Source organism: Streptomyces sp. NPDC001848 (assembly GCF_042891915.1).
Lineage (GTDB): Bacteria > Actinomycetota > Actinomycetes > Streptomycetales > Streptomycetaceae > Streptomyces.
On the sequence record NZ_JBIATP010000006.1, the window covers coordinates 394,785 to 417,733 of the forward strand.

25 protein-coding genes and 1 tRNA gene are annotated in these 22,949 nt (G+C 70.9%); 9 read left to right on the plus strand and 17 right to left on the minus strand.

What is annotated here, in order from left to right:
* Window positions 1-17 precede the first annotated feature (17 nt).
* On the minus strand, window positions 18-830 hold the full coding sequence (locus ACFYZJ_RS15235; RefSeq protein ID WP_388567461.1) for a helix-turn-helix transcriptional regulator: 813 nt from the start codon (window positions 828-830) through the stop codon (window positions 18-20).
* Window positions 831-904: 74 nt separating this feature from the next.
* On the opposite strand from ACFYZJ_RS15235, the gene ACFYZJ_RS15240 reads away from it, so the two are divergent.
* On the plus strand, window positions 905-1,621 hold the full coding sequence (locus tag ACFYZJ_RS15240) for an SDR family oxidoreductase (RefSeq protein ID WP_388567464.1): 717 nt from the start codon (window positions 905-907) through the stop codon (window positions 1,619-1,621).
* 26 nt (window positions 1,622-1,647) lie between these two features.
* On the opposite strand, the gene ACFYZJ_RS15245 is transcribed toward ACFYZJ_RS15240, so the two are convergent.
* Together ACFYZJ_RS15245 and ACFYZJ_RS15250 are read right to left on the minus strand one after the other, a co-directional pair.
* Window positions 1,648-2,559, minus strand: a complete 912-nt coding sequence (locus ACFYZJ_RS15245) for a class I SAM-dependent methyltransferase (protein WP_388567466.1) — start codon at window positions 2,557-2,559, stop codon at window positions 1,648-1,650.
* Between the two features lie 243 nt (window positions 2,560-2,802).
* A complete protein-coding gene (locus tag ACFYZJ_RS15250) occupies window positions 2,803-3,240 on the minus strand; it encodes a MarR family winged helix-turn-helix transcriptional regulator (protein ID WP_388567468.1) in 438 nt (145 codons plus the stop codon).
* A 62-nt stretch (window positions 3,241-3,302) separates the two neighbouring features.
* Between ACFYZJ_RS15250 and ACFYZJ_RS15255 the strand changes: the two genes are divergently transcribed.
* Window positions 3,303-4,100 carry an alpha/beta fold hydrolase gene (locus ACFYZJ_RS15255; protein ID WP_388567470.1) on the plus strand — a complete coding sequence of 266 codons (798 nt, stop codon included), beginning with the start codon at window positions 3,303-3,305 and terminating at the stop codon, window positions 4,098-4,100.
* Between the two features lie 57 nt (window positions 4,101-4,157).
* On the opposite strand, the gene ACFYZJ_RS15260 is transcribed toward ACFYZJ_RS15255, so the two are convergent.
* From ACFYZJ_RS15260 to ACFYZJ_RS15275, 4 genes are all read right to left on the minus strand, one after another.
* Window positions 4,158-4,631 carry a carboxymuconolactone decarboxylase family protein gene (locus ACFYZJ_RS15260; protein ID WP_388567473.1) on the minus strand — a complete coding sequence of 158 codons (474 nt, stop codon included), beginning with the start codon at window positions 4,629-4,631 and terminating at the stop codon, window positions 4,158-4,160.
* A 104-nt stretch (window positions 4,632-4,735) separates the two neighbouring features.
* On the minus strand, window positions 4,736-5,599 hold the full coding sequence (locus ACFYZJ_RS15265) for an alpha/beta fold hydrolase (protein WP_388567474.1): 864 nt from the start codon (window positions 5,597-5,599) through the stop codon (window positions 4,736-4,738).
* 31 nt (window positions 5,600-5,630) lie between these two features.
* Window positions 5,631-6,161 carry a DUF2267 domain-containing protein gene (locus ACFYZJ_RS15270; RefSeq protein ID WP_388567477.1) on the minus strand — a complete coding sequence of 177 codons (531 nt, stop codon included), beginning with the start codon at window positions 6,159-6,161 and terminating at the stop codon, window positions 5,631-5,633.
* A 114-nt stretch (window positions 6,162-6,275) separates the two neighbouring features.
* A complete protein-coding gene (locus ACFYZJ_RS15275; RefSeq protein ID WP_388567480.1) occupies window positions 6,276-6,698 on the minus strand; it encodes an Hsp20/alpha crystallin family protein in 423 nt (140 codons plus the stop codon).
* Between the two features lie 228 nt (window positions 6,699-6,926).
* Here ACFYZJ_RS15275 and ACFYZJ_RS15280 point away from each other — a divergent pair, with 228 nt between their 5' ends.
* Complete coding sequence (locus ACFYZJ_RS15280) at window positions 6,927-7,130, plus strand: hypothetical protein (protein WP_388567483.1); 204 nt, start codon at window positions 6,927-6,929, stop codon at window positions 7,128-7,130.
* 92 nt (window positions 7,131-7,222) lie between these two features.
* Here the strand turns inward: ACFYZJ_RS15280 and ACFYZJ_RS15285 are convergent, their stop codons facing one another.
* Both ACFYZJ_RS15285 and ACFYZJ_RS15290 read right to left on the minus strand, forming a co-directional pair.
* A complete protein-coding gene (locus tag ACFYZJ_RS15285) occupies window positions 7,223-8,770 on the minus strand; it encodes an MFS transporter (RefSeq protein ID WP_388567486.1) in 1,548 nt (515 codons plus the stop codon).
* Window positions 8,771-8,833: 63 nt separating this feature from the next.
* Window positions 8,834-10,177, minus strand: coding sequence for a DUF445 domain-containing protein (locus tag ACFYZJ_RS15290; RefSeq protein WP_388567489.1), 1,344 nt, complete (start codon window positions 10,175-10,177; stop codon window positions 8,834-8,836).
* A 242-nt stretch (window positions 10,178-10,419) separates the two neighbouring features.
* Here ACFYZJ_RS15290 and ACFYZJ_RS15295 point away from each other — a divergent pair, with 242 nt between their 5' ends.
* Window positions 10,420-11,748: an SGNH/GDSL hydrolase family protein gene (locus tag ACFYZJ_RS15295; RefSeq protein ID WP_388567491.1), complete on the plus strand. Its 1,329-nt coding sequence runs from the start codon at window positions 10,420-10,422 to the stop codon at window positions 11,746-11,748.
* 13 nt (window positions 11,749-11,761) lie between these two features.
* Here the strand turns inward: ACFYZJ_RS15295 and ACFYZJ_RS15300 are convergent, their stop codons facing one another.
* The 4 genes from ACFYZJ_RS15300 to ACFYZJ_RS15315 form a co-directional block, all read right to left on the minus strand.
* Window positions 11,762-12,667 (minus strand): DUF1707 domain-containing protein, encoded by a 906-nt coding sequence (locus ACFYZJ_RS15300; protein WP_388567493.1) that lies wholly within the window; start codon window positions 12,665-12,667, stop codon window positions 11,762-11,764.
* A 180-nt stretch (window positions 12,668-12,847) separates the two neighbouring features.
* Window positions 12,848-13,846: an ATP-binding cassette domain-containing protein gene (locus ACFYZJ_RS15305; protein WP_388567494.1), complete on the minus strand. Its 999-nt coding sequence runs from the start codon at window positions 13,844-13,846 to the stop codon at window positions 12,848-12,850.
* A 9-nt stretch (window positions 13,847-13,855) separates the two neighbouring features.
* Window positions 13,856-14,725 (minus strand): ABC transporter permease, encoded by an 870-nt coding sequence (locus tag ACFYZJ_RS15310; protein ID WP_388567496.1) that lies wholly within the window; start codon window positions 14,723-14,725, stop codon window positions 13,856-13,858.
* Window positions 14,718-15,518, minus strand: a complete 801-nt coding sequence (locus ACFYZJ_RS15315; RefSeq protein WP_388567498.1) for an ABC transporter permease — start codon at window positions 15,516-15,518, stop codon at window positions 14,718-14,720. Before ACFYZJ_RS15315 ends, ACFYZJ_RS15310 begins: the two co-directional genes overlap by 8 nt.
* 202 nt (window positions 15,519-15,720) lie before the next feature.
* On the opposite strand from ACFYZJ_RS15315, the gene ACFYZJ_RS15320 reads away from it, so the two are divergent.
* On the plus strand, window positions 15,721-18,177 hold the full coding sequence (locus ACFYZJ_RS15320) for a transglycosylase domain-containing protein (RefSeq protein WP_388567501.1): 2,457 nt from the start codon (window positions 15,721-15,723) through the stop codon (window positions 18,175-18,177).
* 70 nt (window positions 18,178-18,247) lie between these two features.
* On the opposite strand, the gene bcp is transcribed toward ACFYZJ_RS15320, so the two are convergent.
* The gene (bcp, locus tag ACFYZJ_RS15325; protein WP_388567504.1) at window positions 18,248-18,715 is read right to left on the minus strand and encodes a thioredoxin-dependent thiol peroxidase; all 468 of its coding nucleotides are present in this window, start codon (window positions 18,713-18,715) and stop codon (window positions 18,248-18,250) included.
* A gap of 196 nt (window positions 18,716-18,911) precedes the next feature.
* Here bcp and ACFYZJ_RS15330 point away from each other — a divergent pair, with 196 nt between their 5' ends.
* The 4 genes from ACFYZJ_RS15330 to ACFYZJ_RS15345 all read left to right on the plus strand — a co-directional run bounded on the left by ACFYZJ_RS15330 (window position 18,912) and on the right by ACFYZJ_RS15345 (window position 20,920).
* Entirely contained in the window at window positions 18,912-19,250 is a 339-nt protein-coding gene (locus ACFYZJ_RS15330) for a DUF3618 domain-containing protein (RefSeq protein ID WP_388567506.1), read from the plus strand.
* A 43-nt stretch (window positions 19,251-19,293) separates the two neighbouring features.
* Window positions 19,294-19,635: a GroES family chaperonin gene (locus ACFYZJ_RS15335; protein WP_388567507.1), complete on the plus strand. Its 342-nt coding sequence runs from the start codon at window positions 19,294-19,296 to the stop codon at window positions 19,633-19,635.
* A 137-nt stretch (window positions 19,636-19,772) separates the two neighbouring features.
* Window positions 19,773-20,795: an HNH endonuclease signature motif containing protein gene (locus tag ACFYZJ_RS15340; RefSeq protein ID WP_388567510.1), complete on the plus strand. Its 1,023-nt coding sequence runs from the start codon at window positions 19,773-19,775 to the stop codon at window positions 20,793-20,795.
* 42 nt (window positions 20,796-20,837) lie between these two features.
* Window positions 20,838-20,920, plus strand: a tRNA-Leu gene (locus tag ACFYZJ_RS15345).
* Window positions 20,921-20,993: 73 nt separating this feature from the next.
* On the opposite strand, the gene rdgB is transcribed toward ACFYZJ_RS15345, so the two are convergent.
* From rdgB to rph, 3 genes are all read right to left on the minus strand, one after another.
* On the minus strand, window positions 20,994-21,596 hold the full coding sequence (rdgB, locus tag ACFYZJ_RS15350) for an RdgB/HAM1 family non-canonical purine NTP pyrophosphatase (RefSeq protein WP_388567512.1): 603 nt from the start codon (window positions 21,594-21,596) through the stop codon (window positions 20,994-20,996).
* Window positions 21,597-21,645: 49 nt separating this feature from the next.
* A complete protein-coding gene (locus ACFYZJ_RS15355; protein WP_388567514.1) occupies window positions 21,646-22,047 on the minus strand; it encodes a hypothetical protein in 402 nt (133 codons plus the stop codon).
* Between the two features lie 92 nt (window positions 22,048-22,139).
* Complete coding sequence (gene rph / locus ACFYZJ_RS15360) at window positions 22,140-22,871, minus strand: ribonuclease PH (RefSeq protein WP_388567517.1); 732 nt, start codon at window positions 22,869-22,871, stop codon at window positions 22,140-22,142.
* Between the last annotated feature and the right edge of the window lie 78 nt (window positions 22,872-22,949).

A 22,949-nucleotide genomic window follows, 5' to 3' on the forward strand; every position in this document is an offset into this window, starting at 1 on the left:
AACTGCTCCCCGGCGGGTCAGGCCGCCGTTGCGGCAAGAGCGCGCAAGCCCCGAGCGGAGGGTGAGCCCGGGTCCGCCGTGATCAGGACGACCTCCTGGTCGTCCTCCGGTACCAGGAGGACGTCGCAGTTCAGGCGCAGTCTGCCCGCGGCCGGGTGGTCGATGACCTTGGTGCGGTGGCCGGGGGCGTGGATCGGGCGGGTTTCCCAGATCTGGCGGAACTCCTCGCTGCCGGTGCGCAGTTCGGTCAGCAGGGCGGCCAGCTCGACGTCGTGCGGGTAGCGGTCCATGGCGCGGCGCAGTCGTGCCACCACGATGTGCCCGAACTGCTCGGCGCTGGTGCTCTCGTACATGCGACCCTGGCCGAGGAAGCGGCGGCGGGCCAGGTTCGTCGTGCCGGCGCCGAGGTCGTCGCCCAGCAGGGCGTGTGCGAGCGGGTTGCAGGCGATGACGCCGTACGACGCGTCGGTGACGATCGCGGCGGTCTCCGGCAGTCGCCGCAGCATCCGGGCGATGTGCGGGCGTACCTGCCGCAGGGCGCTGATGCCGGGTGGTGCGCTGGTGCCGGCCAGGCGGAACAGGTGGCTGCGCTCGGCCGGTGTGAGGCGCAGGGCGTGCGCGAGCGCGTCCAGGATGCGCGGCGACGGGCGGGGGCCGCGGGCCTGTTCCAGGCGGGTGTAGTAGTCGACCGACATGTGGGCCAGGTCAGCCACTTCTTCGCGGCGCAGGCCCGGGGTGCGGCGCGGGGTGTCCATGGGCAGGCCGATGTCGTCGGGGCGCAGGCGCGTACGGCTGTCCCGGAGGAAGCGGGCCAGTTCCTGCCTCGCCATGGCCGGCTCCTTCCTGTTGCCTGGTACAGGTTGTCCCTGGCACGGCGGTGGCGGCCAGGGGGACCGTGGCTGTCATGAACGATCGCACAGCACTGGTGACCGGTGCCAACAAGGGGATCGGCAAGCAGATCGCCCGCCTGCTCGTCGCGGCGGGCTTCAGCGTGTACGTGGGCTCGCGTGACACGGGTCGCGGGCAGCGGGCCGTCGAGGAGATCGGGGACGGGGCCGGCCTGCTGGTTCTCGACGTGACGGACGCCGACAGCATCGCCGAGGCCGCGGCACGCGTGGACCGCCTCGACGTCCTGGTCAACAACGCGGGCATCGGCTCGTCGCTCGCCCCGCCCACGGAAGCCGACGCCGAGGAGTTCCGGCGGATCTACGAGACCAACGTGTTCGGTGTCGTCCAGGTCACCAACGCCTTCCTGCCCGCCCTGCGCCGCTCGCCGCACCCCCGTGTGGTCAACATCTCCAGCGGCACCGGCTCGTTGACGTGGAGCACGCGTCCGAATCCTCAGTTCGCCCCCGGAAACGGTGGTGGTGGCGCCTACCGGTCGTCCAAGGCGGCCCTCAACGCCCTGACCGTGCTCTACGCCCAGACGCTGGCCGAGGAGGGATTCAAGGTCAACGCGCTCGCCCCCGGCCTGCGGGCCACCGACCTGAACCCCCGGGCGGCCGCCTCCGGCGGGGACCCGGCCGAGGCCGCCGAGGGCGCCGTCCGACTGGCGCTCCTGCCGGACGACGGTCCCACGGGTGCGTTCTTCTCGTGGGACGGGACGCCGGTGCCGTGGTGAGCATGTCCGAGGTGCGCCCGGCCGCCTCAGGCGTCGTGTGACGGTCGCGACCGGCCGTTGCGACGGAACAGGGCCGTCCAGAGGAAGGGTTCCCCGAAGTGCGGGGAAGCCGGCGGCTCGTCGTGCATGCGACGCAGTTCGATCTCCTCCAGGTCGGATGCCAGGTCGGGTTCCAGGTCGTCCTCCAGGTCGGGTTCCAGGTCGTCCTCCAGGTCGGATTCGAGGTCGGGTTCCAGGTCGTCCTCCAGGTCGGGTTCCAGGTCGGATTCGAGGTCGGGTTCCAGGTCGGATTCCAGGTCGGGTTCCAGGTCGGAGAAGATCCGGCGTAGGGAGTCGGGCGTGTAGGCCAGGCCGCCCTTGAGGCCCTTCTCACGGTAGAAGTCGATGTCGTCGAGCTCCGAGCCCATCGCGCCGACCGCGAAGCAGGTGAGGGCGAAGTGGCCGCCGGGGGCCAGGGCCCGCTGGAGGAGGGCGAGGTAGCTGATGCGGCGGTGCGGCGGCAGGTGGTGGAAGCAGCCGGAGTCGTAGATCAGGTCGTACGGGCCCCGGAGTTCGGCGTCGGCGAGGGCGAAGGCGTCGCCGCAGAGGAACCTGACCTCCACCCCCTCCTTCCGGGCGCGCTCCTGGGCCCAGGCGACGGCCGTCGGGGACAGGTCGACGGCGTCCACCTCGAAACCGGCGGTGGCGAGGTGGAGGGCGTTGCGGCCGGGGCCGCAGCCCAGGTCGAGGGCGCGACCCGGGGTGATCAGGCCGCGTTCGAGGTAGGAGACGAGGTTTTCGTCCGGCTTGGCCACGAAAAACGGCACCGGTCTGGAGCGGTCGGCGTAGAAGCCGTCCCACCAGGAGGCCGCATCGGCCGTCCAGCGGTCGGCCGCGGGCGTGAACAAGGCGTCCAGGAGCTTGAGTACGTCGTCGACCGTGCGGATGTCGCGGTCCATCCGGCCCCCCTTCGCTGTGCCGCGATCCTAGGGGTTCATTCTCCGAATGCCCAGGTCAGGCGGTGTGGGCGGAGGGTGTGATCGGTCGTGTGAAGGGCTGTGGCGGGGGTGGGAAGGGGCTGCCTCCGCCACAGGGGCGGCGCAGCGGCCATGGCCCCGTCAAGGGCGCCCAAGGGGGCGATTCCAGCTGTGGCGGCACGGCTTTTCCCAGCGGTTTCGGCGTGGTCACACCTCACTGGGTGGCTACGGGTTCTCTTCGCCGTTGAGGCGACGGAGCAGGCCGAGCAGCGTCTCCCGGTCCGCGTCCGGCAGGGCGGCGAAGCATTCGGCGAGTACTTCGTCGGCGACCTTGCCTCCCCTTGCCAGGACCTGTTCGCCGGCGGAGGTCAGGTGGTGCTCGATGCGGCGGCCGCGGCCCGGGCGGCGCTCGATCAGGCCCTGGGTGGTCAGGCGGGTCGCGAGCGTGCCGAAGGCCTGTTCGGTCTGGAAGGTCGCCGCGGCGAGTTCGCGGGCCGACGCCCCGGGAGAGCGGCTGATCGCCCGAAGGGCGTCCCACTGGGCGAGCGTCGTGCCGACGGCCGCGAGGGCGCTGTCGAGCGCCCGGTGCTGCCGGTACTGGGTTTGCTTGACCGCCCTGCCGAGGGCTTGAAGGTCGCCGAAGTCGCCGCGCGTGGAGTGCATGGAACAAGTCTATGTCGGCGACTAAGCTAGCTTAAATAAAGATGCTTAGTTACTGTGGTCGCATGCAGAAGAACACCACAACGATCGTCCACGACGACCTGCCCCTCACCTTGTCGGAAGCCGGCCACGGCAGGCCGGTCCTGGTCCTGCACGGCGGCGGAGGCCCGGCCACGGTGGCCGCTCTGGCCGCGCGCCTCTCCGAGGGCGCGCACACCCTCACGCCCGTGCACCCCGGATGGGACGGCACCCACCGGCCCGCGTGGCTCACCGGTGTCGACGACCTGGCCCTGGCCTACCTGGACCTTCTGCGCGACCGCGCGCCGGCCGACGTCCTCGTCGTCGGCTCCTCGCTCGGGGGCTGGATCGCCGCCGAGATGGCCGTGCGGGACACCGCCGGGATCATCAGCGGCCTGGTCCTGATCGACGCTGTCGGCGTGCACATCGAGTCGGAACCGATCACCGACTTCTTCGCCCTCGACGCCCGCGGCGTGGCCGAGCACTCCTGGCACGACCCGGACCGCCACCACGTCGACCCGGCCGGCATCCCGTCCGACCAACTCGCCGTCCGCCAGGCCAACATGGCCACCCTGCGCACCCTGGCCGGTGAGCCCTACATGCACGATCCCAAGCTGCTGCGCCGGTTGGGTCGTGTCCGGGTTCCCGCCCTCCTGCTGTGGGGCGAGAGCGACCGCATCGTCAGCCCCGCCTACGGCGCCGCGTACGCCGAGGCCTTCGGCGACGGCCGGCTCGAAGTCGTCCCCGAGGCGGGCCATCTGCCGCACATCGAGCAGCCGGACGCCACCTTCGCGCACATCGCCGCGTACATGGAGGGGCGGGCGCCGCTCGTCGTACACGAGTGACACCCGCCTCTTGGGGGCTCGCGTCAGGCACCCCTCCCGTGGGGCCGCGTCCAAGCGTCAGTCGAACATGCCCGGCTGGTAGTCGCCCGCCGGCTGCTGGACGATGACGTTCAGGCGGTTGTAGGCGTTGATCAGGGCGATCAGGGACACCAGGGCCGCGAGCTGCTCCTCGTCGTAGTGCTTGGCCGCGTTCGCCCAGGCCTCGTCGGTGACGCCGCCGGCCGCGTCCGCGATGCGGGTGCCCTGCTCGGTCAGTTCCAGGGCGGCGCGCTCCGCGTCGGTGAAGACCTTGGCCTCGCGCCAGGCGGCGATCAGGTTGAGGCGCTGCTGGGTCTCCCCGGCGTGGGCGGCGTCCTTGGTGTGCATGTCGGTGCAGAAGCCGCAGCCGTTGATCTGGCTGGCGCGGATCTTCACCAGCTCCTGGGTCGCGGCCGGGAGGGGCGAGTCCGACAGGACCTTGCCGGCCGAGTTGATGTAGCGCCCGAACTTGGTGGCGACGGAGCTGCCGAAGAGGTTGAGACGCGCTTCCATGGTGATCTCCCCATACGTTGCTGCCGTGTGACGGTTACGCAGCAAGGACGGACGGAACGGGCGCGGATGTGACATGAGAGCGGGTCGAACGCGTGTGACGCGCCTCACTCCTCAGCCTTCAGGAACGCGCTGATGGCCGCGTGCAGACGTTCCGGCTGGTCCAGGTGTACGTCATGGCCCGCATCCGGGATCACCTCTAGGGTCGTCCCTTCGGGGCGGCGGGCGCGCATCCCCGTCTGCTCGGACTCCGGCATCGTGCCGCGCTCGCCGCGGACGACCAGCGTCGGGCAGCGGACCTGCGCCCACTCCTGCCAGTACGACCGCTCGGAGAGCTCCGTGACGGCGGCGATCATCCTGTCCCGCTCCACCTTCGGGTACCAGCCGTCCTCCCGCTCCTCCAGGCCCCTCGCCCATGCCTCGTGGCCGAAGAAGTCCACGGCGTGGGCACGGGAGTCGAAGCGCTCGGGCCGGCTGTCCATCCAGGCGCCTACGCCCTGGGGCAGACCGGGGTCCGCTTGCGCCGGGCCCGCCTCGATCAGGACGAGGGAGCGGATCAGGTCCGGGTGCGCCGCCGCCGTGAGCAGGGCCGTGTGGCCGCCCAGGGACTGACCGATCAGGGTGACCGGGGCCAGAGAGAGGTGGTCGATCAGAGCCACCGCGTCCCCTGCGCACGCCGCCCGCGTCATGTCCCGGGGGCTGCGCGTGCTGTCGCCGTGGCCCCTGGCGTCGTAGGTCACCACCTTGTGGCCGTCGGCGAGGAACCGGGGCAGGACGTCGTCCCATTCGCCCTGGTGGCCTGCCAGGCCGTGGAGGAACAGCAGGGGGGTGCTCCGCGCGGCGGAGGGGGTGCGGCTGTCATGGATGCGGTGGGCCAGCCGGGTGCCGTCCCGTGTCGTGAGGGTGCCGCCCCCGTCGCGGGGCGAGGAGCCGGGTCGCTCGGGGGTCGCCGGTCCTCGCTCCGCGGTCATGGGGTCGATCGTACGCGCGGCGGCGGCGGTGTCACGCCGCAGGCGTCAGTTCCGCCTTTCCGAACAACAGCGCGTAGCCGGAGGGGAGTTGGCGGAGCAGACGAGCCGTCAGCTCGTCGCCCACCAGGGCGGGCAGCGTGCTGAGGACCGCACTGACGTCCCAGCGTGCCGTCGCCGGTGTGGCGCCCTCGATCCGGGTCGCCACCGAGTCCACGAACTCGGGCGCCGTCAGCGGCCGGGTCACCGGGATCTGGGAGGCGATCAGGCGCGCCGCTTCCTCGGGGAGGCGGTGGGCCAGATCCACGCGCTCGTCGCCGATCACATGGCCGCCGAGGGCGGAGAGCACGATACGGGTGATGCGTTCCGCCTCCTTGGTGGTCGTGTACTGGCCGGATTCCTGCACCGCGTCGACCAGCCGGGACCAGTCGGGCCGGGCCGTCGCCTCCACCGGAACCGGTGCGTCCACCGTGATCGTCGTGTCGATGGCACGCGTCATCGCCTTGCCGAGCATGCCGGTCATCGCCGTACCTGCCGCCGCCGCGCTCGTCGTGGTCGTACTCATCCTGCGGGTACTCCTCCGTTTCACTTCCCCACCCGGTCCCCTCCCGGGTACCCGGTTACCACCGCCCGTCCCGCGGACGTTTCCGGACACGGGACGGGCGCTTGTCGGCGGACGTCAGCTGCTGAGCTGCTTGGGCTTGTCGCCACCCGTGATCTGGATGCGGCGCGGCTTGGCCTCCTCTGCGACGGGGATGCGGAGGGTGAGGACACCGGCGTCGTACGAGGCTTCGATGCGCTCCGTGTCCAGGGTGTCGCCCAGGAACAGCTGGCGGGTGAAGGTTCCGGTGGGGCGCTCGACCACGACCATGTCGGCGCCTTCGGGGGCCGGGGAGCGGCGCTCGGCGCGGACGTTGAGGACATGGCGTTCGACGTCCAGGTCGATCGACTCGGGGTCGACGCCGGGGAGGTCGAAGTGGACGACGAGTTCGTCACCGGAGCGGTAGGCGTCCATCTGCATCGCGGCGGGGCGTGCGGTGGAGCCGAAGACCTGCTGCGTGAGCCGGTCGAGCTCGCGGAACGGGTCGGTGCGCATGAGCATCACAGGTCACTCCCTTCGTGAGGCGCTGCTGTGCGATGCCCTTTACGCCTTCTTATATAGCGCGAAGGCAGAAAGTTGACAAGCTTCGACTCAAGTTGGTGCGGGTGCGACCGCGGCGCGCCCGGCCGCACCCCGCACCCGGGCGCGTCCCCGCACGGAGTTAGCCTCGTCTCGCCGGGACGACGGCCAGGAACGACGGCCGGAACGATGACCAGGAGGAAGACTGCGATGGCGAAGGTTCCCACGGCTCTGGTGGCCGCGAGCGGGCTCGTCGGTGGGTACGGGGTCGCCCGCTGGACCAGGAAGCGGCAGCTGGGCGGGGCCGTACTGGCCGTCGCGGGCGCCGCGGCCGCGCAGCAGTGGCGGCGGCAGGCCGGGGGTGCGGCGGCCGGGGCGCTGGCGTCCTGGGCCGTGGCCGACCGCCGCGGCTAGGGATGTCCGACAGACAATTCCCGCCGGGCCCGCGACGCCTGGCGGGAATTGTCAGAGCCCCCCTGGGACAGGACGGTGCCTGACGCGTGCCGTTACGGCGTGCTCGCCGCCGGGGGTGCCGTGGGGCCCTCGGTGCCGGGTGTCCGGCGGGACGGCCGGGCGCCCTTGGTGGCCGCCCTGGCCCGTACCGCCACCGCCGTCAGCGGGCGGGCGATGTCCTCCAGCGAGCGGCGTTCGGCCCGTACCGCCAGCGCCGCCGCGACCAGGCCGGCCATGCACATCAGGGCCGCGCCGATCGAGAAGGCCAGGACCGTGTCGCCGGCCTTGCCCGTGCCGGTGAGGTCGGCGAACAGCAGCGGACCGCTGATGCCGCCGGCCGCGGTGCCGAGGGCGTAGAAGAAGGCGATGGACATCGCCCGGGTCTCCATCGGGAAGATCTCGGAGACCGTGAGGTAGGCGCTGGAGGCGCCCGCGGAGGCGAAGAACAACACCGCGCACCAGCAGGCCGTCAACGTGCCCGCGCCCAGCGAGCCCTGGTCGAACAGCCAGGCCGTGCCGAACAGCAGCAGGCCCGAGAGCAGGTACGTCGAGGAGATCATCACTCGGCGGCCGACCGTGTCGAACAGGTGGCCGAGCAGCAGGGGGCCGCAGAAGTTGCCGACGGCGATGACGGCGAAGTAGTAGCCGGTGTGGTCGGCCGGCACGTTGAAGAACTTGGTCAGGATCGCGCCGAAACCGAAGGTGATCGCGTTGTAGAGGAACGCCTGGCCGATGAAGAGGGAGAAGCCGAGGACGGCCCGCCTGCGGTACCGGCCGAAGACCGTGCGGGCGATCTCCATGAAGGTCACGCTCCTGCGCTGGTGGATCTCCAGCTCGCCGCCCACCGGCTCGGGCAGCCGCTCGCCCTTCTGCTCCTCCACCTGCCGCTCGATGGCGGAGACGATCTCCTCCGCCTCCCGGTCCCTGCCGTGGATCAGCAGCCAGCGCGGGCTCTCCGGGACGTGCCGCCGTACCAGGAGGATGACGAGCGCCAGGACGGCGCCGAGGGCGAAGGTCAGGCGCCAGCCGACGTTCGCGGCCAGCAAACTCGTGTTCAGGGCGAGGATCGACAGCAGCGCGCCACCGACCGCGCCCACCCAGAAGCTGCCGTTGATGATCAGGTCGACCCGCCCGCGGTACTTCGCCGGGATCAACTCGTCGATCGCGGAGTTGATGGCCGCGTACTCACCGCCGATGCCGAAGCCGGTGAGGAAGCGGAAGAGGAAGAACCACCAGGCGTGGAAGGACACCGCGGTCAGGGCGGTGGCGCCGAGATAGACCGCGAGAGTGATCATGAACAGTTTCTTGCGGCCGAAACGGTCGGTCAGCCGGCCCCAGAACAGGGCGCCGGTACAGGCGCCCGCCACGTACAAGGCCGCCGCTACGCCGGTGACCTGGCTCGAGCTGACGGCGAGACCGCTGCCGGGCTCCGACAGACGGCTGGCGATGTTGCCGACGACCGTGACCTCCAGGCCGTCGAGGATCCACACCGTGCCGAGGCCGATCACGATCGTCCAGTGCCAGCGTGACCAGGGCAGGCGGTCCAGACGGGCGGGTATGGCGGTGGTGACCGTGCCGGGGCGTGGCGCGGTGGTCGACATGGCTCCCTCCTCACGGGCGCCGGGTGGCGCCGCACCCGCCCCGGGTTCCCGCACCGGTGCGGGTTACGCCCCGAGCGCCCGCGACACCGTGTAGATCAGCAGTCCGGCCAGCGAGCCCACCACCGTGCCGTTGATCCGGATGAACTGCAGGTCGCGGCCGATGTGTGCCTCGATCTTGCGGGTGGTGTGGCCGGCGTCCCAGCTCGCGACCGTGTCCGTGATCAGGGAGGTGATCTCCTTGCGGTAGGTGGTCACGACGTGCACCGCGGCGCCCTCCACCCAGGAGTTCACCTTGCCCTGTGTCTTCGGCTCGGTCGCCATGCGGGCGCCCAGCGACAGCAGCGACGCCCGGACCCGGAGCCGCAGCTCGCTGCGCTCGTCCTCCGCCGCCGAGACGATCATGGATCGTACGGCCGTCCAGGCGGAGGCGATCAGGTCCTGCACCTCGCCGCGGCCCAGCACCTCGCCCTTCAGGCGCTCCACCCGGGCCCGGGTGTCGGTGTCGGACTGCAGGTCGGAGGCGAAGTCGGCGAGGAACCGGTCGAGGGCGCCGCGCGCCGGGTGCGTGGGCGAGTCCCGCATCTCGGTGACGAAGCGGAGCAGCTCCTTGTAGACCCGCTCGCCGACCTTCTTGTCCACGAAACGGGGCGTCCAGCCGGGGGCGCCGCCCTGGACGGCGGCCATCACCTGGTCGTCGTGCAGGACGAGCCAGTCGTGGGCGCGGGCGCAGATCAGGTCGACGATCCTTCTGTGGCCGCCGTCCGCCACGACGCGTTCCAGCAGCTTGCCGAGGCCGGGCGCGATCTCCTGGGCGTCGGCGCGGCGGGTGATGGCCTCGCCGACCACCGCCTGGACGTCGGAGTCGCGCAGCACCGTCAGGGCACCGCGCAGCGCCGTCGCCAGCTCCGCCGTCACCCGGTCGGCGTGCTCCGGATCGGCGAGCCAGGCACCCAGCCGGCTCGCTATGCCGACGGCGCGCAGCCGCTGCCGTACGACCTCCTCGGACAGGAAGTTCTCCCCGACGAACTCGCCGAGGGAGACGCCGAGCTGGTCCTTCTTGTTGGGGATGATCGCCGTGTGCGGGATCGGCAGGCCCAGCGGGTGGCGGAAGAGGGCCGTGACCGCGAACCAGTCGGCGAGCGCGCCGACCATGCCCGCCTCGGCGGCCGCCGCCACATAGCCGGCCCAGGGCCCCGCGCCCGTGTTCTGCGCCCATCGGGCCAGCGCGTAGATGACCGCGACGAGCAGCAGCAGCCCGGTCGCCGTGCCCTTCATCCGGCGTACGCCCCGGCGCTTCTCCTCGTCGGCAGGGCTGAAGGAGGTCATCGCCCGGCCGGCGGCGACGCCCACGCCGGGGCGGGCCGGCTGCCGCACCGTCACCTCGTCGTCCGTCTTCGTCCGTTCCATCCACTCCACCCGTCCGCGTCCCCCGTAGACATTGTCCCTTCCCGACCGACTCCTGGGACGGACCAGGAGTTCCCGACGTCTTGTCCGATGGGGGAAGATTCTGGGGCTTTCCAGGGTTACGTCAGGGGTTTCACCCAGGGGCCGGCCCAGGGTCGCGTCGGTTTCCCGCGCCCCATGACGCATCATGGGAATGATCAAAACGGAGCTTCGGGCTCCGCTCGCCCGAGGAGACAACGCACTGCATGACCAGGAAACACGGTTGTGCCCTGCTGGCGGCTGTCCTGACGATCGTTCTGACCGTCTCGGCCGCCATATACATCGGCGTCGCGGCCGGTGACGGCAGCCACCACAGCACCCTCACCACCGGCCGGCCGACACCGCCGAACGCCGCCCCCGCCTCCACCGGCGTCTGGGTGGGCGCCTGGGCGGCCTCCCCGTCCGGGGCCGAGCCCGGCACCCGCGCGGTCGGAATGGCGGGCAGGTCCGTACGCAACATCGTCCACGTCGGTGTCGGCGGCACGAGCGCCCGCATCACACTGTCCAATCTCTACGGCGCACAGCCGCTGAGCATCACGCACGCCTCGATCGCCCTCGCCGCCGCGGACAGCCTCGCGCGGGCGGCCGACGACAGCATGCGCCGGCTCACCTTCGACGGCTCCTTCTCGGTCGTCATCGCCCCCGGCGGACAGGTGGTCAGCGACGCCGTACAGATCGTCGTCCCGCGCGACGCCGACGTGCTGGTGACCACCTACTCCCCCACCCCGTCCGGCCCGGTCACCTACCACCGGCACGCGCGCCAGATCTCCTACCTGGCCCAGGGCGACCGCACCGAGGACACCAGCGGCCTCCCCTTCACCACCCCGACCCTCTCCTGGCGCTATCTGACCGCGCTCGACCTGCTCAGCAACGAGGCGACGGGCACCGTCGTCGCGCTCGGCGACTCGATCACCGACGGCATCACCTCCACCGTGGGCGCCGACCGCCGCTGGACGGACGTGCTGTCCGAGCGGCTGCGCCAGGCGGCCGGATCGGGTGACGTGCCCCGCTACACCGTGGTCAACGAGGGCATCAGCGGCAACGAGGTCCTGGTGAGCGGTGGGGGCCACCCGGCCGACAACCCGAGCGGTCTGAGCCGCTTCGGCCGCGACGTGCTGGAGCGCACGAACGTCAAGGTCGTCGTCATCGACCTCGGTGTCAACGACATCCTGCACAACCCCGGCCAGGCCGACCCGGACCGGATCACCGCGGGGCTGCGCACCCTCGTCCGCGACGCCCACGCCCGCGGCCTGAAGGTCGTCGGCGCGACGCTGATGCCGTTCGAGGGACACCGCGGCTACCGGGCCGACCGCGAGCAGGTGCGCCAGGCCGTCAACGCACGGATCCGCTCGGGCACCGTGTTCGACGCGGTCGTCGACTTCGACAGGGCGCTGCGCGACCCCTACGACCCGCGCCGACTGCGCCCCGGCTACGACTCGGGCGACCACCTCCACCCCAGCGACATGGGCTTCCGGAGGATGGCGGAGGTCTTCGACCTGGCCTCGCTCAAGGGCGCCGCGCCCGCCGAGCTGTAGGGGCCGCCCCCGCTCACCAGCCGCCGTGACGGCGCCGGTCGCGTTCCTCGCGCCGTGCCTCACGGCGCTCGCGGTGCTCCTCCCGCCGCTCCTCGCGGCGTTCGCGCATCCAGTCGCGGTGCTCCTCGATCGCCCTGTGGACGTCGAGCAGGCCCTCCACGCCCTCGCGGGGGGAGTTCTCCAGTTCCCGGCGACCGGCCTTGCGCTCCAGCTTCTCCTGGCGCCGCTGCTCCTTCAGCCGCTGCCGCTCGGCCCTGGTCAGCTTGCGCTCGACACCGACCCCGCCCCAGAACGCGAACCCGGTGACGACCACACGCGGCGCGCCGGGCTCCCCCGGCACGCCCTCCTCGCGGTGGTCGAAGCCGCCCATGATGCCGATGCCGCGCACGACCACCTCGACGCCGGGCGGCACGATCACGTTCATCCCGCCCATGATCGCGACGCAGTTGATCTCTACCTCGCGGTCCGCGAAGTCCGCCTCCCTGAGGTCGATCTCACCGCCGCCCCAGAAGGCGAAGCAGTTGAAACGCTTGGGCACCCGCCAGCGCCCCTTGCGCTGGAACCCGGACATCACGGCGACCGCCCACGTGGACGACCCCTCGCCACCGGTGATCCGCCCGGCCCAACCACCGCTCGGCGCCGGTTCCTTGGTCAGGGACACAGCCGGGGGCGTGGCACCCGCGGCCGGCAGGTCCCGGGTGATCGGGGCCAGTTCACGGTACGTCCGCGCCTTGTACGTCGCCTCCAGCCGCTCCTCGAACTCCTCCATGTCGAGACGGCCCTCCGCGAGGGCGTCCCTGAGGACCTCGGCGACTCGTTCACGATCGGCGTCGGCGGCGCGCAGATCCGGATCCGGGAGGGGGGTGTGCGGCGCTGGCCGCTGCTCGTCGCTTCCCCCGTGAGACACAGCGTCGGTCATGGGCGTCAGACTAGGCCCTGTCGTCACCTTCCCGCCTGCCGCGCGACGCCCGGCACGCACATCTGCCGCGTTGTCGTCGGTCATCGACTCCCGCACGTCGAACGAGCTCGCGCGGGGGCACCCCCATCGACGCCGCGCGGCCCGACCTCCGGGCGGACGACGGGAATGTGACGACGAGGCCTATGAGTTCGCGGCGTCCCGGACCACGCCCACGCTCTCGCCGGACTTCTCCGCGTACATCTTCGCGATCACCGCCTCGATGTCCGGCTCCCGCACCGACAGGTCCACCAGCGGATACTCCGCCGCGATCCGCGCCACCAGCGGCGCCGCCGACTGCGACGCCGGGAACGCGAGCCACTGCCGCGGCCCCTCCACCCGCACCACGCGCGCGGGCGGCGCCTGGACAGGCGGCAGCTCCCGCTCCAGGTCGACCACCAAGGTGCGTTCGCTGTCGCCGACCTCGTGCAGTCCGGTGAGCGGGCCGTCGTACATCAGGCGCCCGTGGTCGATGACCATCACCCGGGAGCACAACTGCTCGATGTCCTGCAGGTCGTGCGTGGTCAGCAGCACCGTCGTACCCCGCTCGGCGTTCACCTCCCGCAGGAACTCCCGCACCTTCGCCTTGGAGACGACGTCCAGCCCGATCGTCGGCTCGTCCAGGTACAGCACCTCGGGGTCGTGCAGCAGCGCCGCCGCGATGTCGCCGCGCATCCGCTGCCCCAGCGACAGCTGCCGAACCGGCACGTCCAACAGGGCACCGAGCTCCAGCAGTTCGACCAGGCGGTCGAGGTTCTCGCGGTAACGGGCGTCCGGAATGCGGTACATGCGGTGCATCAGCCGGTAGGAGTCGACCAGCGGCAGGTCCCACCACAGGGTCGTACGCTGCCCGAAGACCACGCCGATGCGCTGCGCGAGCCGGCTCCGCTCCCGGGAGGGGTCGATGCCGGCGACCCGCAGCCGGCCGCCGCTCGGGGTCAGGATCCCGGTCAGCATCTTGATCGTGGTGGACTTCCCGGCGCCGTTCGGCCCGATGTAACCGACCATCTCGCCGCGTGCCACCGTGAAGGAGATCGAGTCCACGGCCCGCACCTGCCGCCGCTCGCTCTTGAGGAACCCGGTCCTCTTGCGCACGTCGAAGACCTTCTCGACGCGGTCGAGTTCGATGAAGCCGCTGCTCATGATCCCCTCTCAGCTCCCCGTACTCCGGTACGAACGCAGTCCCGCCCGCCACGCCAGTCCCGCGAGCGCACAGCAGCCCACCGCGACCAGCGGTGGCGTGAAGGCGGCCCAGGACGGCAGGTCGAGCGGATAGGGCCGGCCCAGCACGTACAGCGCGGGCAGCCAGTTGACGAAGGCGAGCGGCAGCACGAACGTCACCCCGCGCACCAGTTCCTTCGCGAACACGGTGGGCGGGTACTGCAGCAGTGTGGTGCCGCCGTAGGTGAACGCGTTCTGTGCCTCGGAGGCGTCCTGCGCGACGAACTGGAAGGCCCCGCCCGCCACGAACACCGCGCAGAAGATCACGCCACCGCTCAGCAGCGTCAGCGGCACCATCAGCACCCTCAGCGGGGTCCATGAGACGTCCAGCACCGCGAGGGCGTACCCGAGGACCAGCGCGCCCTGGGTGACCCGGCCGAGGCGGCGCAGGGCGAAGCGGTCCGCGGCGACCTGCGCGAGCACCGGTGCCGGCCGCACCAGCAGGGTGTCCAGGGTGCCGTCACGCACCCGCCGCCCCAGTCGGTCCATGGATCCGATCGCGAGGTCGGCGAGGCCGAAGGCGGTCGTGGACAGGCCGTACAGGAAGGCCACCTCGGGCAGGCCGTAGCCGCCGAGTCGGTCGACCCGCGAGAACATCAGCATGATCGCGACGAAGTCCAGCGCGGTGCCGGCGAAGTTGCCGAACGTCGTCATCAGGAAGGAGGCGCGGTAGGCCACGGTGGAGCGGATCCACATGGCGGTGATCAGGAAGTAGGCACGCACCCCCTCGCGCACCGGGCCGTGGGCCCGCGTGCGCACCGGGCCGCGCGGCTCCGCGCCTCCGAGCACGGTGTCAGCCACCCTGGACCACCACCCGCCGCGTCGCCGCCGACTGCACCAGCCGCCCCACGGCGAGCAGCACCACCGCCCAGGCCCCCTGGAAGGCGTACGTGGGCAGCGGATCGGCCGTGCCGAGCAGCACGTCCAGGGGCGCCTGGAGCAGCGCCGACCAGGGCAGCACGCGGACGACGTCGCCGAGGGCCCCGGGGAAGACGTTCAGCGGCAGCAACATGCCCGAGCAGAAGACCGCCGTCAGCCAGGAGACGCTGGCCACCCCCGCCCCGTCCAGCAGCCAGAACGCGGTCAGCGCCACGACGAACCGGATCGCGAAGCTCACCACCACCCCGAACCCGACCGCGACCAGGAAGGCCAGCCAGGTCAGCGGGCTGGTGGGCAGCGCCAACGGGAACAGCAGGGCGCCCACCGCCAGCGGCACCACACCCCGCCCCAGCAGATGGAACAGCGCCCGCCCCAGGTCCGCGGCCAGCCACCACAGCTGCAGGTCGGCGGGGCGGTACAGGTCGATCGCGATGTCTCCGGTGCGGATGCGTTCGATCAACTCGTCCTCGAAGCCGCCACCCATCACCGAGACGGTCATCAGCAACGCCTGGCCCGTCCACACGTACGTCAGCGCCTGGCCCTCGTCGTAACCCCCCAGATGCGGCCGTTCGTGCCACAGGGCCAGGTAGGTGTATGCCAAGATCAATCCGAAGACTGTGTTGGTGAACACCCCCGCCGCGGTCGCGGTCCGGTAGGTGGCGTACCGCCGGAAACCACCGGCGGCGACAGCGGCGTACAACCGCCCTGCCCCCACGGGAGTCCTCCCTTCGACGCGTGCCGGGCGAAGCGCCGGAGCCTAGCGCGCGGACGAAGTGGCGTACCACACGTTTTTCCCGTACGAACGTCCCTCGTGCCGGGAACTGGAACGCAAGGTGCGACAGTCTTCATCAGGGGATGCAGATGGCGTACGAGGACGTACGGGAACGTACGACGCGAAACGGGAGTCCGGCACCACGATGAGCGACGAGCCACAGCCGCAGAAGAGCAGCCAGGTCGTGGCGTCCAGAGAACCGCAGACGGCACCCGTCGCGGCGGTCCCCGGCGACGGCCCGAAGCGGCCGAGGCGCACGGGATGGCGCCGGCTGATCCCCACCTGGAAGACGGTGCTCGGCACCTTCGTGGCCGGCCTGCTGCTCCTGGTCGGACTGTTCGCCCTCGGCTACTACATGGTCAAGATCCCGGCGGCGAACGCGGCGGCCACCAAGCAGAGCAACGTCTACCTGTACGCGGACGGCAGCCAGCTGGGCCGCGACGGCACCGTCAACCGGGAGAACGTCAGGCTCGCGCAGATCTCCAAGGCCGCCCAGCACGCCGCCCTCGCCGCCGAGGACCGCGACTTCTACACCGAGTCCGCCGTCGACCCCAAGGCGATGGTCCGCGCGGCCTGGAACACCGCCACCGGCAAGGGCAAGCAGTCCGGCTCGACGATCACCCAGCAGTACGTGAAGAACTACTACCTGGAGCAGGAGCAGACCGTCACCCGCAAGGTGAAGGAGTTCTTCATCGCGATCAAGCTGGACCGCGAGAAGAGCAAGGACGACATCCTCGAGGGCTACCTCAACACCAGCTACTTCGGCCGCAACGCCTACGGCATCCAGGCCGCCGCCCAGGCCTACTACGGCGTGGACGCCAAGGACCTCACCGTCGGCCAGGCCGCCTACATCGCGGCCCTGCTGAACGCGCCCAGCGAGTACGACGTGATCGCGCATCCCGAGAACAAGGGCGCGGCCGTGGCCCGCTGGAACTACGTCCTCGACGGCATGGTCAAGAAGGGCTGGCTGAGCGCCGCCGAGCGGAAGAAGGTCACCTTCCCCACGCCCCGCCAGCAGGTCTACGCCTCCGGCATGTCCGGGCAGCGCGGCTACCTGATCCAGGCGGTCAAGGACTACCTCACCAGCAACAAGATCATCGACGAGGACACCCTGGCCCGCGGCGGCTACCGCATCACCACCACGCTGGAGAAGTCCAAGCAGGACGCCTTCGTCAAGGCCGTCGACGACCAGGTGATGAGCAAGCTCGACAAGAAGAACAACAAGGTCGACCGGTACGTCCGCGCGGGCGGCGCCGCCATCGACCCGGCCACCGGCAAGGTCCTCGCGATGTACGGCGGCATCGACTACACCAAGCAGTACGTCAACAACGCCACCCGCCGCGACTACCAGGTCGGCTCCACGTTCAAGCCGTTCGTGTTCACCTCGGCGGTGGGGAACGGCTCCCGCACCCAGGACGGCGTCACCATCACCCCGAACACGGTGTACGACGGCACCGACAAGCGGCCCGTACAGGGCTGGTCCGGCGGTGCCTACGCGCCGGAGAACGAGGACAACGTCTCCTACGGCCCGATCACCGTCCGCAAGGCCACGGACAAGTCCGTGAACGCCGTGTACGCGCAGATGGCGGTGGACGTCGGCCCGTCCAAGGTGAAGCAGACCGCGATCGACCTGGGTGTGCCCGCGAACACGCCCGACCTGCAGCCGTACCCGTCGATCGCGCTCGGCACCGCCACCGCGAGCGTCCTCGACATGACGCAGGCGTACGCCACGCTCGCCAACCATGGCGAGCACGGCGCGTACACGCTGGTCGAGAAGATCACCGACGGCACGCAGAGCATCCCGCTGCCGCAGCAGTCCACGAAGCAGGCGGTCAGCCGCGAGGCGGCGGACACCACCACGTCCGTCCTGCAGAGCGTCGTCGACAACGGCACCGCGACCGCCGCTCAGGGCGCCGGCCGACCCGCCGCCGGCAAGACCGGCACCGCCGAGGAGGACCAGGCGGCCTGGTTCGCGGGCTACACCCCGCAGCTGGCCACCGTGGTCGCGGTCATGGGCCAGGACCCGGACACCGGCAGGCACCAGTCGCTCTACGGCGCGATGGGCCTGCCCCGCATCAACGGCGGCGGCGCGCCCGCGCAGATCTGGGCGCAGTTCACGAAGGACGCGCTGCAGGGGCAGCCGGTGAAGGACTTCGACCTGCAGCTCCAGGCGGGCGCGGACCAGACGCTGGAGCCCCCGAGCGCCGGCCCGACGGACCAGCAGCCCGGCACCACGGGCGACCAGTCCAACGGCGGCGCGACCGGCGGCCAGTCCAGCACCCCGGGCCAGAACCAGGGCCAGACCCAGGGCCAGACGGGCGGCACCCCCGGCAACGGCGGCACGACGACCGGCGGCCCGACCGGCACGGGCGGCACCACCGGCGACGGCGGGACGACAACCGGAGGCACCACCGGCACGGGCGGCACCACCGGCGACGGCGGGACGACAACCGGAGGCACCACCGGGAACGGCGGCACGACGACCGGCGGCCCGACCGGCACGGGTGGCACCACCGGCGACGGCGGGACGACAACCGGAGGCACCGCCGGGAACGGCGGGACGACCAGTGGGGCGCTGGGCCCGCAGGGCCGGAGGCCTTAGCGCCCGACCCTCGGCGCATCGAACGGCCCGCACCGGATCGCACCGGTGCGGGCCGTTCCTGTGGAGACCGTCAGATACCCAGATCCTTGATGATCTTCGCCACGTGTCCCGTCGCCTTCACGTTGTACAGCGCGCGCTCGACCTTGCCGTCCTCGTCCACGATCACCGTGGAGCGGATGACGCCGACGACCGTCTTGCCGTACAGCTTCTTCTCACCGAAGGCGCCGTACGCCTCCAGCACCTTCTTGTCGGGGTCGGCGAGGAGGGTGACCTTCAAGGACTCCTTCTCGCGGAACTTCACGAGCTTCTCCGGCTTGTCCGGGGAGATGCCGATGACGTCGTAGCCGGCGCCCGCCAGCAGCTGGAGGTTGTCCGTGAAGTCGCACGCCTGCTTGGTGCAGCCAGGGGTGAGTGCCGCCGGGTAGAAGTACACGATGACCTTGCGGCCCTTGTGGTCGGCCAGGGAGACCTCGTTGCCGTCGGCGTCCGGCAGGGTGAAGGCGGGGGCGGTGTCGCCGGGCTGGAGTCGCTCGCTCATCGGTACCTCACGGGGCAAGGGGCGGGTTACGCGGATCACATGGATCACACACGGGTCTGCCCGACGAGCCTAATCTGCTTCCGGACCCTCCCACGGGGGTGCCGAGGAGTGCGTTCGGCACGAAGCTGACAGACTGTCCAGCACAGAATCAGGAAAATGCGCGGAACACGTCGCACACGACCACGGAGGAAGCGCGGTGACGGACACGTCGAGCACACCGGACACCAGGACTCCGGCCGAGATCGAGGCGGACATCAGGCGCCGCCGCGAGACGCTGGCCGAGACGCTCGACGAGATCGGCGTCCGGGTGCACCCGAAGACGATCGTCGGGGACGCCAGGGCCAAGGTCGTCTCCAACATCGACCACACGCTCGGGCGGGCCTATGTGGGCGTCAACCGGGTCGTCAGCGAGGTCAAGGGCCAGCTGGTCACGGAGGAGGGCGCGCCGCGGCTGGAGCGCATCGTGCCGGTGGCGCTGGTCGTGGTCGGCGTCGTGGGACTGTTCGCGCTGGGCTCCCGGCGGCGCCGGGTCTGACCCGGGCGCGCGCGAGGCCGTCGAAGGCAGGTAGGTTCAGGGCGTGAGCGAGAAGACCCACCACGACAAGTTGCCCATCCGGATGCTGCACGACCGCGTGCTGGTGCGGCAGGAGACCGGCGAGGGCGAGCGCCGCTCCGGCGGCGGCATCCTCATCCCCGCGACCGCGGCCGTGGGCCGGCGCCTCGCCTGGGCGGAGGTCGTCGCGGTCGGGCAGAACGTACGGACCGTGGAACCGGGCGACCGGGTCCTGTTCGACCCGGAGGACCGGGCCGAGGTGGAGGTACGCGGGATCGCGTACGTCCTGATGCGCGAACGCGACCTGCACGCGGTGGCGGCGGACCGCTTCGAGGGGACGCAGGACTCCACGGGGCTGTACCTGTAGATCAACGCGGTTCACCCCGGAAGAGGGCTGGTGACGATCGTCACCAGCCCCTTTTGCCGTTCCTGCGCGTGACTGTCCGATCAACGATTCGTTACTCCGTACGAGACCGCGAACGCGCGGTCGAGAACGGAGGGGGCATGGCCGCGACGGGCAAGTACCAACGGAACACGCTTGCGAATGCAGTCGCCGAGTCCCCTACCTGGAATGACCTCATGCGCCGTCTGGGGCTCAAGCCGAGCGGTGGGCAGCGGCGCGTACTGCAGCAGCAAGTCGCCGCCCATGGGATCGACACCGGCCACTTCCGGCAGCGCAGCCCCTGGCGCAGGTATCCGGACGCCGCGATCGCCGCAGCGGCGGCGTCATCCACCACGTTGCGTGAGGTCGCACTGAAACTTGGGGCCACACCGGCGACCGGAACCCTCGCGCACATCCGACGCCGTATCGCCGCTGCGGGGATCGACATCAGCCACTTCCCAGGCATCGACCGCGCGCACCTGGACCTGCCGTTCACCGACGAGGAACTGCGGGCCGCGGCCGCCTCCGCCCACAACCTGCGCAGCGCTGCCGCGGTTCTGGGAGTCCCCGACGACAGCCGGTCACGCAACGTGCTGGGGCGAATGTTCCGAGAGCGGGCCATCGACACGTCCCATTTCCGCAACGCTCGCTTCGCGATCCCTGAGCAGGAACTGCGGGCGGCGGTCCCTGAAGCCACGAGCTACGCCGACCTCATACGCGCCCTGAAACTAGAGGTGAACGACACGAACCACAGGCGTATCCGCCGTAGGGTCGCCGAGCTCGGCCTGGACACAAGCCACTTCACTCGGCGCCCCTGGGGCGCAGTGCAGACAAGCCCGCGCAAGGCTACGAGGGAAAAGGTATTGGTGGCCCTCCCACCCGGATCCGCGCGTCCCAACCGGGCACGATTGCATGCGGCCTTACAGGATCTAGGGGTTCCCCATCAGTGCGCCACCTGCGGAAATGCAGGCCAGTGGCTAGGGCAACCGATCACACTCCAAATCGACCACGTCAACGGCGACTGGCTGGACAATCGTGTCGAGAACCTGAGGTGTCTGTGCCCGAACTGCCATGCTCTGACGGCCACATGGTGCCGCCGGAAAGTCGGGCGCCGCACAGAGCATCCGGCCCCACCCGTACACTGAGCAACGCGAAACGACACAGGAAGGCGAAGTGTCCGTTTTGTCGCGGTCGTGGCGAAATGGCAGACGCGCGGGTTTTAGGTGCCCGTGGGAGAAATCCCGTGTGGGTTCGAGTCCCACCGACCGCACACAGACATGGCATGACGGAAGGCCCGGTCCGAGCGGCACTTTCCAGGGACCGGGCCTTCCGTGCAGTCGGCCTCAGCCCAGCAGTTCCCGAACCACCGGTACCAGCGCCCGGAACGCCTTGCCGCGGTGGCTGATCGCGTTCTTCTCCTCGGGGGTGAGTTCCGCGCAGGTTCGGGTCTCGCCCTCCGGCTGGAGGATCGGGTCGTAGCCGAAGCCGTTCGTGCCGGTGGGCTCGTGGCGCAGGGTGCCGCGGAGTTGGCCCTCGACCACCCGTTCCGTGCCGTCGGGGAGGGCCAGGGCCGCCGCGCAGGCGAAGTGGGCGCCGCGGTGGGGGTCGTTGATGTCCGCGAGCTGGGCCAGGAGCAGGTCGAGGTTGGCCTTGTCGTCGCCGTGGCGGCCCACCCAGCGGGCGGAGAAGATGCCCGGTGCGCCGTTCAGGACGTCGACGCACAGGCCGGAGTCGTCCGCCACCGCCGGCAGGCCCGTGGCACGAGCCAGCGCGTGGGCCTTGAGCAGGGCGTTCTCGGCGAAGGTCACGCCCGTTTCCTTGACGTCGGGGATGTCGGGGTAGGCGTCGGCGCCGACCAGGTCGTGCGGGAGGCCCGCTTCGGCGAGGATCGCCCGGAGTTCGGTGATCTTTCCGGCGTTGCGTGTGGCGAGGATCAGGCGGGTCATGGGACCAGTATCCGTGGGCGGTGCGTGGCCGCGGCGCCCGCCTGGCGCCCTAGGACGACGTGCAGACCTTCGTCAGTTCGCCCGCCGCGTTCGTCACCGGGGCGACGTCGGGGGTCTTGTCGCCGTTCTTGATCGCGCCCCGGAGGTTGGTGACCGCCTTGCGCAGGTCGTCGACCGCCTTGTTGAGGTCGACGTTGTCCGTCCTGTCGCCGATCTGGTCGAGGTTCTTCTCGATGGAGTTCAGGGCGTCGTCCGTGCGGGTCGGGTCGTTCGCCGCGTTCTCGACGGCCTGCTGGAGGTCGGTGACGCTGTCGGCTATCGAGTCGGCGGTCTGGACGCAGTCGATGGCCTTGTTCACGGCGTCGCAGCCCGCGCTCGCGCCGACGGCGGCGAGGACGGCGACGGCCGCGAGCGCGGCGGTGGCGGTGCGTCGGCGGTGGCGCGCGGCCATGGAGCGGTTCCCTCCGCGTGGGTGGTGAGGGTGGGGCGCGCGGTGTCGTCCGTGCGCCCCACCCGGGTCACTCCTGAAAACGCCGTTCCGCGCTACGCGGTTGCCTCCAGCGCCGCCCGCTGGATCGCCGTGAGCTGTTCGCAGCCCGCCACGGCGAGGTCGAGGAGGGCGTTCAGTTCCGCGCGGTCGAAGGGGGCCGCCTCCGCCGTGCCCTGGACCTCGACGAAGCGGCCGTCGCCGGTGCAGACGACATTCATGTCGGTCTCGGCGCGGACGTCCTCCTCGTAGCAGAGGTCGAGGAGCGGTACGCCGGACACGATGCCCACGGAGACGGCGGAGACGGTGCCGGTCAGCGGCTGCCGGGTGGCCTTGACGAGCTTCCTGCGCTGCGCCCAGGCGACGGCGTCGGCGAGCGCGACGTACGCGCCGGTGATCGCGGCGGTGCGGGTGCCGCCGTCGGCCTGGAGGACGTCACAGTCGAGGACGACGGTGTTCTCGCCGAGCGACTTGGTGTCGACGACGGCGCGCAGGGAGCGGCCGATCAGGCGGCTGATCTCGTGGGTACGGCCGCCGATCCTGCCCTTGACCGACTCGCGGTCGCCGCGGGTGTTGGTGGAGCGGGGCAGCATGGCGTACTCCGCGGTGACCCAGCCCTCGCCGCTGCCCTTGCGCCAGCGCGGCACGCCCTCGGTGACGGAGGCGGTGCAGAGGACCTTCGTGTCGCCGAAGGAGACGAGGACGGAGCCCTCGGCGTGCTTGCTCCAGCCGCGCTCGATGGTGACCGGGCGGAGCTGTTCGGGGGTGCGGCCGTCGATTCGAGACATGGCGCCGAGCCTATCCGTAACTGCGTCAGGGGCTTCTCCCACGGTGGGAGAAGCCCCTGGCCATCCGCGTATGCGTAC